The 15573-nt window shown below is 72.4% G+C and carries 15 protein-coding genes; 4 read left to right on the top strand and 11 right to left on the bottom strand.

Going from position 1 to position 15573, the window contains the following annotated elements; genetic code table 11:
- Positions 1-180: 180 nt before the first annotated feature.
- Positions 181-846: a GIY-YIG nuclease family protein gene (locus tag N1028_RS10180; protein ID WP_259527679.1), complete on the bottom strand. Its 666-nt coding sequence runs from the start codon at positions 844-846 to the stop codon at positions 181-183.
- A gap of 67 nt (positions 847-913) precedes the next feature.
- Here N1028_RS10180 and N1028_RS10185 point away from each other — a divergent pair, with 67 nt between their 5' ends.
- On the top strand, positions 914-1924 hold the full coding sequence (locus tag N1028_RS10185) for a putative endonuclease domain-containing protein (RefSeq protein ID WP_259527681.1): 1011 nt from the start codon (positions 914-916) through the stop codon (positions 1922-1924).
- Positions 1921-2523, top strand: a complete 603-nt coding sequence (locus N1028_RS10190; protein ID WP_259527686.1) for a DnaJ family domain-containing protein — start codon at positions 1921-1923, stop codon at positions 2521-2523. Before N1028_RS10185 ends, N1028_RS10190 begins: the two co-directional genes overlap by 4 nt.
- Positions 2524-2636: 113 nt before the next feature.
- Here the strand turns inward: N1028_RS10190 and N1028_RS10195 are convergent, their stop codons facing one another.
- The 9 genes from N1028_RS10195 to N1028_RS10235 form a co-directional block, all read right to left on the bottom strand.
- Entirely contained in the window at positions 2637-4067 is a 1431-nt protein-coding gene (locus N1028_RS10195) for a hypothetical protein (RefSeq protein WP_259527691.1), read from the bottom strand.
- Positions 4057-4902, bottom strand: coding sequence for a TIGR03943 family putative permease subunit (locus N1028_RS10200; protein ID WP_259527693.1), 846 nt, complete (start codon positions 4900-4902; stop codon positions 4057-4059). The genes N1028_RS10195 and N1028_RS10200 overlap by 11 nt, the downstream gene beginning before the upstream one ends.
- The gene (locus tag N1028_RS10205) at positions 4895-6040 is read right to left on the bottom strand and encodes a permease (protein ID WP_259527695.1); all 1146 of its coding nucleotides are present in this window, start codon (positions 6038-6040) and stop codon (positions 4895-4897) included. Before N1028_RS10205 ends, N1028_RS10200 begins: the two co-directional genes overlap by 8 nt.
- A gap of 19 nt (positions 6041-6059) precedes the next feature.
- Entirely contained in the window at positions 6060-6572 is a 513-nt protein-coding gene (locus N1028_RS10210) for an SRPBCC family protein (protein ID WP_259527697.1), read from the bottom strand.
- Entirely contained in the window at positions 6569-6919 is a 351-nt protein-coding gene (locus N1028_RS10215) for an ArsR/SmtB family transcription factor (RefSeq protein ID WP_259527713.1), read from the bottom strand. Before N1028_RS10215 ends, N1028_RS10210 begins: the two co-directional genes overlap by 4 nt.
- Before the next feature lie 55 nt (positions 6920-6974).
- Entirely contained in the window at positions 6975-8513 is a 1539-nt protein-coding gene (locus N1028_RS10220; RefSeq protein WP_259527715.1) for an MFS transporter, read from the bottom strand.
- On the bottom strand, positions 8510-9073 hold the full coding sequence (locus N1028_RS10225; protein ID WP_259527718.1) for a TetR/AcrR family transcriptional regulator: 564 nt from the start codon (positions 9071-9073) through the stop codon (positions 8510-8512). The genes N1028_RS10220 and N1028_RS10225 overlap by 4 nt, the downstream gene beginning before the upstream one ends.
- 43 nt (positions 9074-9116) lie before the next feature.
- Positions 9117-11261: an acyltransferase family protein gene (locus N1028_RS10230; protein WP_259527720.1), complete on the bottom strand. Its 2145-nt coding sequence runs from the start codon at positions 11259-11261 to the stop codon at positions 9117-9119.
- A 146-nt stretch (positions 11262-11407) separates the two neighbouring features.
- Complete coding sequence (locus N1028_RS10235) at positions 11408-13216, bottom strand: CYTH and CHAD domain-containing protein (RefSeq protein ID WP_259527722.1); 1809 nt, start codon at positions 13214-13216, stop codon at positions 11408-11410.
- A 71-nt stretch (positions 13217-13287) separates the two neighbouring features.
- On the opposite strand from N1028_RS10235, the gene N1028_RS10240 reads away from it, so the two are divergent.
- Positions 13288-14211: an aminodeoxychorismate lyase gene (locus tag N1028_RS10240; RefSeq protein WP_259527724.1), complete on the top strand. Its 924-nt coding sequence runs from the start codon at positions 13288-13290 to the stop codon at positions 14209-14211.
- Here the strand turns inward: N1028_RS10240 and N1028_RS10245 are convergent.
- Positions 14184-14567 (bottom strand): winged helix-turn-helix transcriptional regulator, encoded by a 384-nt coding sequence (locus N1028_RS10245; protein WP_259527726.1) that lies wholly within the window; start codon positions 14565-14567, stop codon positions 14184-14186. The genes N1028_RS10240 and N1028_RS10245 overlap by 28 nt on opposite strands.
- 106 nt (positions 14568-14673) lie before the next feature.
- Here N1028_RS10245 and N1028_RS10250 point away from each other — a divergent pair, with 106 nt between their 5' ends.
- Complete coding sequence (locus N1028_RS10250; protein WP_259527728.1) at positions 14674-15537, top strand: SDR family oxidoreductase; 864 nt, start codon at positions 14674-14676, stop codon at positions 15535-15537.
- Positions 15538-15573: the final 36 nt, after the last annotated feature.

Genomic DNA, 15573 nt, shown 5'->3' on the forward strand with positions numbered 1-15573 from the left:
GTGGGAGGGACCTGCGCCGAGGCCGAAGGCGAGCGCGTGGGCCGACAGCCGGGCCCGAACGGCGGACTTCGCCAACTGTGCACTCGATCGGCGTAGGAGGGGCGTCGGGTGCACCCTCGGGTGGCGAAGTCCGCGGGGGCAGGGGCGGGGCGCGCACAGGCCCCTGCGTGCGTGGGCGGATCAGCCGGCGAGGGCGACGGCCTCGCTGCGCCAGCGGGCGAGGAGGGCCCAGGGGTCGTCGACGCCCGCCGACACCAGTGCCACGTGGGCGAGGAGCGCGTCGTCGGCCGCGAACCACTCGCCGCCGAGACGCGAGGCGGCGAACTCACGGTGCCGGCGCTGCTCGAGGGTGCGGTCGCCGCGCTCGAAGGCGAGGAGCTCGTCGTGCCGGAGCTGGGCGAGCCGGCCGCGCGGATTGGCCGAGGTGCCGATCTTGATGCGGTCGCGCCAGCGCAGGTAGTAGACCACGTCGACCCGGATGGGCGCAGCACCCTCGGGCACCTCACCCCACCGCCACTCGCACACCGCGCACAGCCACCCCGAGGGATAGCGCACCCCGAGCCGGGAGCCGCAGGCCGCGCACGGCCCGGGCAGCGCATCCGTGACCCCCACGTCTGCCGCCACGCGCTCGTAGGCGGCGACGAGGTGCTCGTGGCAGAGCGGCAGCACGAGCCCGGGCTCTTCGTGCGCGGACTCGACGGGGCGTCCCGGATCAGCGGGGCGGCCCGGATCAGCGAGGCCGCCCGAATCGTCGGGGCGGAGGCTGGAAGAATCGACCGGCCCGCCGCAGGGCTCGCCGTGCTCCACCGCCGTGCAGACGACGGGGGGTGCGGGCGTGTCGTCCATGGGGGAAGGCTACGACGGACCACCGACATCGGCACCGGATGTCGGTGGTCGCGTGCAGGGTGAGGGGGTGCCCGAGAACATCCAGGCCTGGTGGGAGCGCCGGCAGCGCTCCAAGGGTGCCGACGTGCCCTACGCGGTCGGCACGTACCGCGCGGCGTGGGCGTCGTATCCGATGCTCGTGCGGCAGTACCGACCGGAGTTCAACGACGGGCGCACGCTGAGCCAGATCCCGCCAGGGGCCGACGTCTACCTGGTGTGGCTGTGCGACACGGGGCACCGCTTCGTCGCCACGCCCGAGGAGCAGCGCTCGCGCCCGGGCGGCCGTCGCCGCCGCTCGGTCTGGTGCCCCGTGTGCGCGGAGCTCGCCGCCCCGCGTCGAGCGCCCGCTCTTCCCGACGCCGTGCGCGAGCCCTGGAAGCTTTCGTCGGGGCCACCCCCGGCCGATCATCCGACCCCAAGACCACATCAGCTCATCGCACCGGACCCATCCGTGCCGAATCCGCCCGCACCGGATCCACCCGTGCCGTATCCACCCGCCTCGCGGGCCAGGGCGAGAACGCCGTCACGGCCGCGGGCCGCCCCGCCGGCCCGACCGCCCGGGGAACCGTTCTTCAGCGCGCAGGCTCCGCGGCCGGCCTCGGCGGTCGAGGCCGATCTCCGGCAGCGGCTGGCGGCCCGGCTGGAGCTCGCCCTCGAGCTCGACGCCCCGGGGTTCGCCAACGCGGTCGCCGTGGGGCGGCCGTTCCACGGCCGGCACGAGGTGTGGCCCGACATCGTGCTCGCCGAGCTGCGGGTCGCTATCGAGTACGACACGGTGGGGCGGTTCGGCCTCGAGCACGTGGGGCCGCGGGAGGAGTCCGATCGGCAGAAGGACAGGCTGCTGCGCGCCGCGGGGTGGGAGGTCGTGCGCATCCGGTGCCGGCCGCTCCTGCCCATCGGTCCGCACGACCTCGAGGCCTCCGGCGTCACCGGTCGACTCGTCGACCGCATCCTGGAGCGCCTCCGCGAGCTGCGCGGCCCGCTCTTCGTGAATGCGTACCTGGCGCCCTCGGCCGATCGTCCTACGCTGGAAGGGTGACGGAGAAGGAGAACCGGGAGCTCGCCGACCCGCGGTTGAAGGCCGCCCGCTACCGCTCGGGCGGAGGACTGCCGGAGGAGGGCGAGGCCGACGCCGGCCGCCCCACCATGGAGCAGCGCGACCAGATCGTGGAGGTCGAGATCGCCCAGGCCATCCGGCGCGGCGACTTCGACCACCTCCCCGGTGCCGGCAAACCGCTGACCGGGCTCGGCGGCACCTACGACCCCGACTGGTGGATCCGACGCAAGATCGAGCGCGAGCGCCTCACGGGCCTCGGGCCGCCCGCTCTCACCCTGCGCACCGAGAACGCCGAGCTCGACGACCGGCTCGACCGGGTGGGCTCCGAGGCCGAGGTGAGCGAGATCCTCACCGACTTCAACCGCCGCGTGATCGAGGCCAGGCGCCAGCTGCAGGGCGGCCCGCCGGTGGTGACTCCCCCGCGCGACATCGACGTCGAGCTCGAGCGCTGGCGGGAGCGCCGCGCCGCGCGGGTGGCCGAGGCGGCCGAGGCCCGCGCCCGCCACCAGGCCGAACTCGACGCCCTCCCCCGCCGCGAACGCCGCCTCCGCCTCCGCGCCGAGCGCCGCGCCTCCCGCTGAGCTTCACTTCTCCTCCCCGACCCTCTGCCGAACTGTCACTTTTCACGCCTAGACGGCGCCGGATGCGTGAGAAGTGACGGTTCGGCAGAACAAGAGCTGAGGGTGGGGGTGGGTCAGGTGCACCAGTCGGGGAGGAAGCCCGGGACGCTGCGGGTGACCGCGCCCGAGGCGAGGTCGACGAACGACGTGGTCATGTCGCTGTAGCCGGGGAGCGCGTAGCCGTCGCTGAGGCTGCCCGAAGCGATGGTCTCGACCGCGAGGTACTGCCCGTTGGGCGAGAGGCAGAAGGTGCGCACGCGCGATCCGGGGACGGGCGACCGGTACAGCTCCCGCGTTCCCGAGGCGTCGGCTACCAGGATGACCGACGACTGCACCGCCTGCGCGCTCGAGTAGTCGATCTCGTCGTAGCGCCGCACGCTCCCGCCGTCCAGCAGCGCCACGATCGTGCCGGGGTAGAGCGCAGGATCGACCGTCGCCTCCGCGAGCGGCATCGGAGCGACGTCGCCCGTGCTGAGGTCGATCGACGACACGCCCGAGGGATCGGCCACCACGAGGGTGACCCCGCCCGGCAGGAAGCCCCGGATCTCGGCGTGCCGGCCCAGCGCCGCCGGCTCCCCGCCCGCGAGCGGATCGAGCAGGTAGAGCTGCTGGTCGACGCCCTGCGCCACGATCGACGAGGTGCCGGGCACGAACCGCCAGTCGACGACCCGGAGCGGCTCCCCACCGAACCCGAGAACCTCCTCTGCCCGCCCCGACCCGACCTGCGGATCGAACACGAACAGGGCGTTCTGGTACTCCCTGCCGGAGGCATCCGCACCGCCGCTCACCGACACACCGAACAGTCCCGCGCTCGGCGACGAGCGCAGGTTCTGCAGCCGCGCGCCCACGGGCGTGTGCACTCCCTCGACCGCCGAGTCGCCCACCGTGAGCGCGAGCGACCCCGCGCCCTCCTCGTCGAGCACGATCGCCACGGTCACGTCGCCCGCCACCGCGAACTGCTGGATGCGCGGTGCCTCGAAGATCACGTCGGTCCCGGCTCCCGAGGCCACGGTGAGACCGCTCGCGAGCACCTGGTCGGCGGGCTTGTCGGGGCCGGCCGCCGCCCCACCGCGCCGGAGCAGGGTGTGCACCGTCGCATCCGGTGTCGAGAAGTCGTAGGCGAGCGATCCGGGAAGCCCCGTCGAGGTGCCCTCGACGCCGGAGACACGCACGCTGTAGTCGGTGCCGTAGCGCAGCATGCCCGTGAAGGTGAGGGTCACGCCCGCCTCGTCGACCCCCACCTCGAACGGCGCCGCCGGGGTGACCGAGACGTCGGCCGCTGTGATGGGCTCGATGGGCTGGTCGGGCTGCAGCACGAGGCGCTGGCCGGGGCGCTGGATGGCGGTTGCGGCGTTGATGGCCGCGGAGTCGAGGTGCGGACCGCGGAGCACCGCGGCGGCCCCGAGCACTCCCGCCGTGAGCGCGAGCGCGACCACCGTGGCGATGCTCGCCCGCTGGTAGCGGCGCATCCGCAACCGGTCGGAGCGGTCGGCCTCAGTAGACATACGGCTCCGCCGGCTCGTCGGTGGGCGCGAGCTCGGCCGGCTCGAGCACGATCGCCTGGGCGCTCGAGGTGCTCGGGTTGGGCCCGAAGCCGCCGGATGCCGTCACCCAGCTGTCGACCGGGTACGTCTCCTCCCAGCCGGGCAGGTACACCGGCACGCCCACGGGCTGCGCGTCGACGGCGCAGCAGGTCACGACGAAGCGCGCGACATAGAACACGTTCTCCGGATCCTGCGGGTCGGGTGTCACGAAACCGGTCACCTCGGCCGTCTTGTCGGCGAAGTACTCCTCGCCGGCGCCCTGGCGCATGAGGGAGGCCCAGTCCTTGACCGTGAAGCCGGCGGTGTCGCTCGCGACCAGCTGGGCGGTCTCGGAGGCGTTCGCCACGGCGACGGAGTTGTTGAGGTCGCGCTGGTCGACGGTCGCCGTGGTGAGCGTCTGCGGCGGCACCACGAGCAGAGCCACCGCGGTGCCCGCGATCACGAGCACCGTCATGACCGACCAGAAGAGCTGCCGGCGCGGGGCGGTCCCGGAGCCCGTCGCTTCGTGGCCCTCGGCATCCGCGAGCCCGTCGTGGTCGTGCCCGTCGTGCCCATGCCCGTCATCACCGTCGTGCCCGTGCCCGTGCCCGTCGTCGCCGTCGCGCACCCCCGGCAGCACGGCGAACGCAGCGATCACGGCCACCCCGGCGATCACCGCCATCACCACCGTGAACTCGAAGTACCGCGGGTGGATGTAGAGTCCGAGCCGCCCGGTGGCAGCGAGCCACACGATGGCCACGATGCCCACGAGGCTGAGCAGCACGCCACGCCAGCGGGAGAGGAGTCGTTCACGCAAGGAGGTTCACCCCGAATCCGAGTGCGAGGCTCGCCAGCCCGACCACGATGAGCAGTCGCACGAGGGTCGCCGTGGTGAAGGTGGTGCGCAGCAGCGTCACCATCTTGATGTCGAGCATCGCGCCGAACACGAGGAAGGCCACGATGCCGCCCGGCAGGAAGGTCCCGCCGAACGAGAGGATGAAGAACGCGTCGACGTTGGAGCAGATCGCGATCACGAACGCCAGGATCATGAGGGCCAGCACCGACCAGATCGGGTTGCTGCCGAGGGCGAGGAGGATGTCGCGCGAGAGCCCCACCTGGATGGCGCCCGCGATCGCCGAGCCCACGACGAGCGCGGGGAGCATGGCCGAGGTCTCCTCGGAGAACGCCACGACGGCGCCGCGGAGCTTGACCTTCTGGGCGGCCCGGCCGGCGGGGCTGAAGACGCCCGCGAGACCGCGGCGCGCACCAGCGCCCGCGGCCGCGTGCGAGTGGCCGGCGTGCGCCGCCTCGTGCTTGCACGCGGCGCTGAAGCCCGGCGTCAGGAGGTCATCGGGCCGCGGGTGCAGGCTGAACAGCCAGCCCACGAGGTTCGCGATCACGAACCCGCCGACGATGCGGCCCACGAGGATCCCGTCGTCCCAGCCGAACGCCTGGTAGGTCGTGACGATCGTGACGGGGTTGAGGATCGGTGCCGCGAGGAGGAACGTCATCGCCTCCGGAACGCTGAGCCCCTTCATCATGAGGCCTCGGGCGAGCGGCACGTTGCCGCACTCGCAGACCGGCAGCAGCACCCCGAGCAGCGACAGCGCCGCCCGCCTGAGCACACGCCGACGTGGGAGGAGCCGGTGGATGACCGTGTCGGGCACCCAGAACCGCACGACGACCGAGAGCAGGATGCCGAGGAACACGAACGGCAGCGACTCGATGACGACGCTGATCGAGAGGGTGACGAAGTCGCTCAGCCGGTCGGGGATGACCGCCGTGTCCCAGCCCGAGCTGACGATGCGCAGCACAAGCAGCACGGCCGCGAGCACCGCGGCGACCACGAGCCCGCGGATCGCGAAGCGCGACCCCGATCGCGGACCCGGCCCGGTTTCCGGCTCCCGGCGAGGGGTTCCCGGAGCAGCCGTCGCACCACCGAGCTCTCGAGTCACCGGACCAGCGTACGGGGCGCTACCCCTCCACCAGCTGAGCGAGCTGGCGCGTCACGGTTCCCCACCCGTCGTGGAACCCGAGCTCATCGTGCATCGCCCGGTCCGCCGGATCCTTGTGCATCGCCCGCGCCCGGTAGAGGGTGCCCTGCGGATGATCGGCGAAGGAGATCTCGGCGGTGACGAACGGCTGGGCGGCCGGTCGCCAGCCACCCACGAGCGCTGTCGTCCAGACGATCCGCGACCCCTCCTCGACCGCGAGCACGCAGCCGGTGATGTGGGGCGCGAACTCCGCGCCGTCTTCGCTGATGAGGGTCTCGAACGATCCCCCGGGCCGCAGCTGCAGCTCCGCCACCCGGCACCGAGCCGGAGCGGGCACCCACCACGCCTCCAGCCGGCGCGGATCCGCCCACGCCCGCCACACCGTCTCCCGCGGCGCCGCGATCACGCGACTCACCTCGAGATCGAGCTCGGGGTCGAGCACTGCATCTGCTCCAGCGGCTGCCCCTGCCCCTGCTCCTGCTGCCTCCGTCATGATCCGTCTTCCCTTTCGTCGTCCGTCCCGCTCAGCACGAAGCGCTCGAGGCGGTCGGTGCGGGACTCCCACACCGCCCTCTCCTCGGCGAGCCACCCGTCCACCGCCGCGAAGGCGTGCGGTTCGAGCACGCACTCGCGCACCCTCCCCCGCTTGACGGTGCGGATGCATCCGCTCGTCTCGAGCACCCGGATGTGCTTGAGGAACGAGGTGAGAGCCATCTCGAACGGCTCCGCGAGCTCTCCCACGCTCGCCGGTCCCGTACCGAGGCGGCGCACGACGGCGCGGCGGGTGGGGTCGGAGAGCGCGTGGAAGACCTCGTCGAGACGTTCCGCATACTGAGCCATGCGGCTAACTTAGCGGGCGTGACACTGAGCCGCAAGGCTCAGCTATGAATCGGGGTCAGCGGGTGCGCAGGCGGCGGAAGACCACCCAGACCACGACTGCCGCCATGAGCGCGAGGGCTGTGGCTGCGGCCGTGAGCACACCGACCCCGCTCTCGAACGCGTGCTGCGCGGAGGCGAGCAGCGCTGCCCCGAGGTCGGCCGGCAGCTGCTCGGAGACCGACACGGCACCGCCCAGGGTCTCCCCCGCGGCGTGCGTCTGCTCGGCCGTCAGCCCGGCGGGCACCGAGACCTGCGCGCGGTAGAACGCCGTCAGCACCGTGCCGAGGGTGGCCGTGCCGATCACGGCACCGAGCTCGTAGGCCGTCTCGGAGATGGCGGAGGCCGCTCCCGCCTTCGCGGGCGGCACGCTCGAGACGATGATGTCGTTCGAGAGGGTCTGCGACAGCCCGATGCCGAGCTCGAGGAACCCGAAGGTGATCACGATGGCCGCGATGCTGAGGTCGCCCCGCATCACGAACGCGAGGCCGAACCCGAACGCCACGAGCAGGAGCCCCACGAGCAGCAGGTTCTCGGGCCGGAACCGGCGCGCGAGCTTCACCACCCCGAGCCCCGAGACCACCGAGATCAGGGCCCCGGGCAGCAGCACGAGCCCGGCCACCAGAGGGCTCAGCCCGAGCACGAGCTGGAGGTGCTGCGAGACGAAGAAGATGAACGCGATGAGCGCCACGATCGAGAGGAAGTTCGCGAGGATCGACGCGGTGAACGGCCCGTGGGCGAACAGCCTCATGTCCAGCAGCGGATTCTCGCTCCGCAGCTGCCGCCGCACGAACCAGGCGACGCCGACGACGCCGAGCACACCGGCGGCCGCGGCCGGCCCCCACTGCGCGAGATCGCCGAAGCCGTCGTGCGCGAGCGTCTTGATGGCGTAGACGATCCCGAGCATGCCGAGGAACGACACGACCACGCTCGGGATGTCGAGAGGGCCCGGATGCGGATCCTTCGACTCGGGGATGAGGAAGGGCCCGAGCACGAGCAGTGGGATGAGGATCGGCACGGCCACGAGGAACACGGCGCCCCAGGGGAAGGCCTGCAGCAGGGCTCCGCCGATGATGGGCCCGAGGCTCGAGCCCACGGCGAACGCGGCCGCCCAGATGGCGATCGCGAGCCGCCGGCGGTCGGCGTCGGGGAAGATGTTGCGGATGAGCCCGAGCGTCGAGGGCATGAGCATGGCCCCGAAGAAGCCGAGTGCGGCGCGTGCCGCGACGAGCAGCTCGGCCGTGGGCGAGAAGGCCGCCACCACGGAGACGACGGCGAACCCGGTGGCGCCGATGAGCAGCAGTCGCCGCCGACCGAACCGGTCGCCGAGCCCACCCATGGTCACGAGGAGCGAGGCCAGCACGAGGGAGTAGATGTCGATCATCCAGAGCTGGGTCGACGCATCCGGTCGCAGCTGCTCGGTGATGGTGGGCAGCGCGAAGCTCAGCACCGTGTTGTCGATCGAGACCAGCAGCACGGGCAGCAGCAGGATGGCGAGCGCGAACCAGGCACGGCGCGGCGTGCCCGCCTGCGTGGCGGCGGGGTGGAGCGTGGTCATGAGGTGCTTTCGGTGGTGGAGGAGGTGCGCGACGGAGTCGGGCCGGATGCGGCGCGTGAGAAGTGCTCGATCAGGGCGTCGCGCTCCTCGGCGGGCACGGGCGTGCCCATGACCGAGTTGAGCAGCAGCCCGTCGCCCACGAGGCGCACGATGAGCGCCTGGAACGGGTCGCCGAACTCGGCGGTGAGGGCGCGCGTGAGGTCGACGACGAACGCGTCGAACGACGGATGACCCTCGATGCCCGCGGCGCGCATGGCCTGGTAGCAGGTGAAGATCACGAAGAAGTCGTCGAGCTCTCCCGAGTCGGGCACCGAGGTCTCGAGGTAGGCCCGCGAGACGGGCGCCGACAGGCGGGCCCGCTCGAAGGTCTCGGTGGTGCGCAGGCCCACCATCTCGACGAGTGCGCCGAGGAGCGCGGGACGGTTGGGGAAGTGGTGGGTGAGCCCGCCCTTGGACACGCCGGCGGCCTTCGCCACGGCATCCATCGAGGGCAGCGCGCCCGCGCGGATGGTGAGCTCCCGCATGGTCTCGAGGATGTGGGCACGCGCGTCTGACTGCATGCTTCCACACTAACAGACCGACCGGTCGGTCTGTTCGTGTGCGCTACAGCAGGCCTTGGGCTGCGAGCTCCCAGCGGATGGAGGGAGCGACCTTCTTGGCGTACTCCGGTGTCATGTGCACCTGGTCGTACTTCGTAGGGGTCGTCCCGGCGAAAGCCGGGCAGTAGCCCTCGGCGCAGCTGAAGCCGAGCGAGCTCACGACGTGGTCGCCGGTCCCGGAGGCCGCGACCGCCGCTTCGAAGCTCGCCTGGAAGTCGCTCCACGCCGGATCGATCCCCGTGGTGCAGTCCTGCGGGCTCGTCACGGGCGAGTAGCACGCGCCGAGATTGCCGCCGAGGGGCGGCGGCGCGAGGTGGACGACGCGGCCGGGCACGCCGTACTGGGCCGACTCCGCGAGGGTCGATGCGACGAGGTCACCGGTCGAGAGCGGCCGCCGGTCGGTCGTGTTGCCGAGTGCATAGGCGTTCGAGACCACCACGAGCTGGGGCTGCTCGGCGGCGATGCGCTCGGCGATCTCCTGCTTGCGAGCGGGGCACGCATCCATCACGCCGGCACCGTCGTTCTGCACGAGCACATCGGTGAAACGGCAGCCGTAGAGCCCAACGGTGGTCACCCGCCACTGGCCCCCGCTCGACTCTGCGATCTCCTTGAAGGCCGGCGCGTAGGCGAGGGCTGTGGAGTCGCCCACGAGGTAGAGGCGGTTCGGCGCGTTGCCGTCGCCCCAGCTGCAGCGGTCGAAGTCGGGGCTGCCGCCCACGGCGAAGCATCCGGCGGCGGGGTTGCGGCTCGAGCCGTCGGCGATCGCCTGGTCCATCGAGGGCGAGAGGTCGCCCGGCCACTCCGTGGCGGAGGCGGCGTTCCAGAGCTCGATCTGCAGGGCGTCCTCGGGGTTGACGGTGGCCGGATCGGCGGCGGGATCGCCCGGGGCGGCGCCGGGCGCCTGTTCGCCCGCGGCGGGGGCGTCGGGCTGCGGCAGCGCGAGCGGCCCGCTCCCCCGCGCCGACAGCTGCACGGTGACCGCGACGGCCACCACGATCACCACGAGGCCGAGCGACGAGAGGATGAACTGCGCGCCGAATCGCTCGCGCCAGGACTGCCAGGCCTCCGCGGCGGCTTCGCCCCGCGCCCGCAGCCACGGCGACCGGTGCAGCGGCTGCTCCACCAGGAAGTACGACACGAGCGCGAGCGCGAGACCGAGCCCCAGGATGAGCAGGTCGCCCTGGAGGCTCCGCACCGGCATGAGCACGGCGAGGAACACGAGCACCGGGAAGTGCCAGAGGTAGAGCGAGTAGGAGATGTCGCCGAAGAACCGGCTGACGGGATTCGTGAGCGGGAAGAGGAGGTGCTTCGGCGTGCGGCCGAGCCCCGAGACGAGCACCGCGGCCGTCGCGAGCACGGGCAGGGCCGCCCACGGCGCCGGGAAGAGCACGGTGTCGTCGATCACGAAGAACGAGACCAGGATGCCTGCGAGCCCGGCCCAGCCCAGCACGGCCCGGAGAGCGAGCGGCAGGCGCGCGAGCAGGGGCGCCGCCGTGGCGAGCAGGGCGCCGAGCCCGAGCTCCCAGACCCTCGTGAGGGTGGAGAAGTAGGCGACCGGAGCGTCGGCGGCGCTCTGCCAGAGCGCGAAGGCGAACGACGCCGCCACGAGCACGGTGAGCAGCAGACCGGCCGCCGCCCGCCCGCGCTTGCGGAACAGCAGCAGCACCACGAGCAGCAGCACGGGCCAGATGATGTAGAACTGCTCCTCCACCGAGAGCGACCAGAAATGCTGCAGGGGCGACACCGCGTCGTCCATCGCGAAGTAGTCGGTACCCTCGGCCGCGAACCGCCAGTTCGACACCAGGAGGAACGACGACGCGGCGTCCCACGCGGTCTGCACGAAGCGCGGCTGGTTGAACAGGAACCAGGCGGCCATGGTCGTGGCGGCGAGCACGAGCACCGCGGCAGGCGCTATGCGGCGAAGGCGCGTGGCCCAGAAGCGCCGGAGGGAGAGCCGGCCATGCGTCTCGTGGTCGCGGATCAGCACGCCGGTGATGAGGAATCCGGAGATCACGAAGAAGACGTCGACCCCCACGAAGCCGCCGCGCGGCCAGCCCAGCACGTGGGCGAGCACCACCGCGACCACGGCCACGGCCCGCAAGCCCTGGATGTCGGAACGGAAGCGGTCTTCTGGCACGTCTGTCTTCATGGCGGAGATCACACTAGCGCCCTTCCGCGACGTGTCCGGTCACATCCCTCGCTTTCCCGACAGCTGTCGGTGAGCGCTGCCATCGTCGCAGCGTCTCGGCTGGGACCGCCGAGCGGCGTCAATCGAGCGGGGTCAGTCGAGCGGGGTCAGTCGACGGCGCGGCGGAGGGCTCGGCGCGCGGCGGCGGCCTCGTCGAGGGCCTCGGCGGCCCGGTCGAGGAAGCGCTGGTAGAGCACGCCGTAGGTGAAGCCGGATTCACCCGCCGCCTCGGCCCGCCCGGCCGTGAGGAGCACGTACTCGGCGAAGACGGCGGCGTCGCGGTGGTCGCCGAGGGCATCCTGGAGCCGTTCTGCCGTGGCCGAGGTGGCGCGCGCATCCGTCGCGCCCGTGCCGGTCTCGAAGTCGGCGACGTAGCGGAGGCGCCGCGCGGCCTTCCGCGAGCGGTGCAGGCCCGCCGTGGCCTTCGCCGACTCGAGGATCGACGCCCCGGGGGTTCCGCCTCCCGGCACCGCCGGTGCTGCCGCGTCGGCGCTCACGGAGCGTCGCACCGCGCGCTTCGACGCCTTGCGGAGAGCCTTCCTCGCGGCCGCCCTGTCGGCCTTCTGCGCAGCATCCGATGCCGCACGGGCCTCCTCGGCGGCTTTCCTGGCAGCCTTCGCCTTCTTGCCGCCTCCCCCGCCGGCCTTGTCCTTGTCCTTCGACTTCGACTTCCTGCCGCCCTTCGCAGGTGCGACAGATTCGTCGCCCGAGTCCGGGTCGGAGGCGCCTGCCGGCCCCACCAGCACCTCGAGCGAGTCGAGCAGGCGCAGGTACGGCTCGTCCGACAGGTGCGCCCGAAGGCCGTCGAGAGCCCGAGCCCGCTCGTCGGCCGTGCCGTCGATCAGCCGGCGACGGGCATCCGCGTCGTCGCTGCCGCGCAGCGCTTTCACGGCGTCGAGCGCCTCCCCTGCGAGCGTGGCCCGCACCTCGAGATCGCGGGCCTCGCCGAGCACCTGGCCGAGCCGCTGCAGACCGGCACGCACCTCCTCCGTCTGCTCCGGCAGATCCGCTCGGCGCACGGCGAGGACCGTCTTCAGCCGGCGCACCGCCACGCGCATCCGATGCACGGCTTCGGGCTCGTCGGCACGCACCGCCGGGTCGAGTTCCCGGATGCGCTCCACCAACTCCCGCAGCCCTGCTCCCAGGGGGCCGTCCACCGGCTCGGGCGTCACCGCGTGGAGCCCTCCGGAGGCGGGGGCGTCGGAGCCTGCTTCGGGCATCGCGTCGTCGAGCGCGGTCCCGGGCTCGCCGAGGCCCGTGCGCCCGAGCGCCTGGGCGAGCTTCGAGACGCTCGGCGAGTGCCGGGCGCCGGCGGCCAGCAGCACGGCCTCCACCTGGTCGAGGAGGCCCCCGCGCTCCTCCGCGGTCGCGGGAGCTGCCGGGCCGAGCTCGGCCTCCCATTCGCGCCAGGCGCGCACGACTCCCGCACGAGCGTCGGTCGCGGTGACGGTGTCGTCGGCGATCTCGACCACGACGGCACCGGATGCGTCGACGAGCTCGGTGATGCGGCGCACGGTCGACAGTCGGGCGAGCGGGGTGAGCTCGTGATCGCGCACGTGCACGATGACGGCCTCGCGCACCCCGGCCGGCACCTGGGGGTCGGACTCGGCCCCCTCGCGCGGCAGCGCCGCCGGTGGTTCGAGCGGCCACTGCAGCTCCTCACGCCCCTCGGCGGCGGGCAGCTTCACGTGCCATCCGGCGTCGTGCCCGCCCTGCCGGCGGCGCAACGCGATCCGCTGCTGCGAGAGCGCACCATCGGCGGTATCGAAGTACACCGCCTCGAGCTGCACCGCTTCCAGGGCTCGCACCTCGAGTTCGCCGCCCTCGCCCACGGCGATGCCCTTCAGCTCCGGCAGGGGCGTCGACTCGTCGACGGCGTACTTGCGTTCGATCTCGATCTGCGTGGTGTGGTCCATGGCTCGGTCGGTCTCTCCTGGTGTCGGCGCGTGCGGCGGCGGGTTGGTGTGCGGCGGAGCACACTGAGGATGTGTCCACGCCCGTTCTCATTCTGGTCAACAAGCCCGCCGTCGGCATCGACGTCCCGGTCAGCACTCAGCCGGAGTTCGAACGCCGAGACCCTGGTGAGCCCCAGCTGAGCGTGCTCGACCTCGGCACCACCCGAGGAGACGGCGTCTTCGAGACCGTCATGGTGTCGGAGGGGCGGGCCCCCGCGCTGGCCGCGCACCTCGACCGGTTCCGGGCATCCGCGCTGCTGCTCGACCTGCCCGAACCCGACCGGGAGGTCTGGGGGCGCGCGGTGGAGGCCGCGATCGCCGCCGCCGAGGCAGAAGCAGAAGTAGAAACAGATACAGCGGGGCTCGGCGTGCTCGCGGTCAAGCTCGTGCTCACCCGCGGCATCGAGGGATCGGGCCGCCCCACCGGCTGGGTGCTCGCCCAGCTCGCCCGCGACTTCACGGCGGTGCGCCGCGAGGGCGTGCGCGTCGTCACTCTCGACCGCGGCTACCGGCACGACGTGGGCCGCACGTCGCCGTGGCTCCTTCAGGGCGCGAAGACGCTCTCCTACGCCATCAACACCGCAGCCCTCCGCGAGGCGGCGAGGCGGGGCGCAGACGAGGTCGTCTTCACGAGCTCGGACGGCTTCGTGCTCGAGGCCCCCACCGCGAGCGTGCTGCTGCGCGAGGGCAACCGCTTCTCGACCCCGTCGGCAGAGGTCGGCATCCTGCCGGGCACGACGCAGCGGCGGGCGTTCGAGTTCCTGCGCTCGCGCGGCCATGATGCCGACGCCGTGCGACTGCGGGCCAGCGACCTCCACCGGGCGGACGCGGTCTGGCTCGTCTCGGCCGTGCGCCAGGCCGTGCCCGTGACCGAGCTCGACGGCCGCGCGCTCGAGGTCGACCACGCCCTCACCACCGACCTCAACGCCTACCTCTCGGCGCGCCAGGCCTCCTGACTCTCGCCCACGCGGCCCACGTTGGCGCCCACCCACTGCACGAGCGGGATGAGCACCTGTCCGAGCTCGGCGCCGAGGGGCGTGAGGCTGTAGTCGACGCGTGGCGGCACGGATCCGGCGGAGGCGCGCAGCACGAAGCCGTCGGCCTCGAGGGCGCGAAGTGTCTGCGCGAGCATCTTCTCGCTGATGCCCTCGACATAGCGCCGCAGCTCCCCCCAGCGCATCGGCTGCTGCGCGAGTGCGACGAGCACGAGAACCCCCCACTTGCTCGTGACGTGATCGAGCACCTGACGACTCGCGCAGTTCGCCGCGAACGGGTTCGCCTCCCCGATGACCTGACCGATCGAATCCACCATGCAGACAACTTACCAAAAAGTGGGTACCTTCGTCTGGGAAGCATCAGGACCGGGCCGCCGTTGCACCCGGATGACGGGCTGCGGACGCAGTCCACGAAAGGAAGCAATGACCATCGTCGTCACCGGCGCCACCGGACACCTCGGCCGCCTCGCCATCGATCACCTCCTCGCCCGCGGCGTGCCCGCCGACGGCATCGTCGGCGCCGGCCGCGACCCGCAGAAGCTCGCCGCCCTCGCCGACGCCACGGGCGTGGGCACCGCCGTGATCGACTACTCCGACCCGGCCTCGCTCGATGCGGCCCTCGCCGGTGCATCGACGCTCGTCCTCGTCTCCGGCAGCGAAGTGGGCAAGCGCGTCGAGCAGCACGGCAACGCCATCGAGGCCGCGAAGCGCGCCGGAGTCGAACGCCTCGTCTACACGAGCGCGCCGAAGGCCACCACGAGCGCCCTCGTGCTCGCTCCCGAGCACAAGGCCACCGAGGAGCTCATCGCCGCGTCGGGCCTCGCCGCCACGATCCTCCGCAACAACTGGTACAACGAGAACTACGCCAACGCCTTCGCCCAGGCCGGCGCCACCGGTGTGCACCTCGCCTCCATCGGCCAGGGCACCGTGGCGAGCGCCTCGCGCTCGGACTACGCCGAGGCGATCGCCGCCGTGGTCACGGCCGACGACCCCCAGGCGCACGCGGGCGCCGTCTACGAGCTCTCGGGCGACACGGCGTGGACGGGCGAGGAGTTCGCCGCCGCGGCCGCGCGCGTGCTGGGCCGGGAGGTCGTGTTCTCCGACTCCACGCCCGAGGAGCACCTCGCCGCGCTCACCGCTGCGGGCCTCGACGAGGGCACCGCGGGCTTCGTGGTGACCCTCGACGGGAACATCCGCGACGGGCTGCTCGGCGAGACCTCGGGAGACCTCGGCCGTCTGATCGGCCGCCCGACCGTCACGCTCGAGGAGTACTTCCGCTCCGTCTGAGCCGGCTCCGGAGCTCCGCGCGCTCGTCTGCGCGCG

This window comes from Herbiconiux oxytropis, from assembly GCF_024979315.1.
GTDB classification, from domain to species: domain Bacteria; phylum Actinomycetota; class Actinomycetes; order Actinomycetales; family Microbacteriaceae; genus Herbiconiux; species Herbiconiux oxytropis.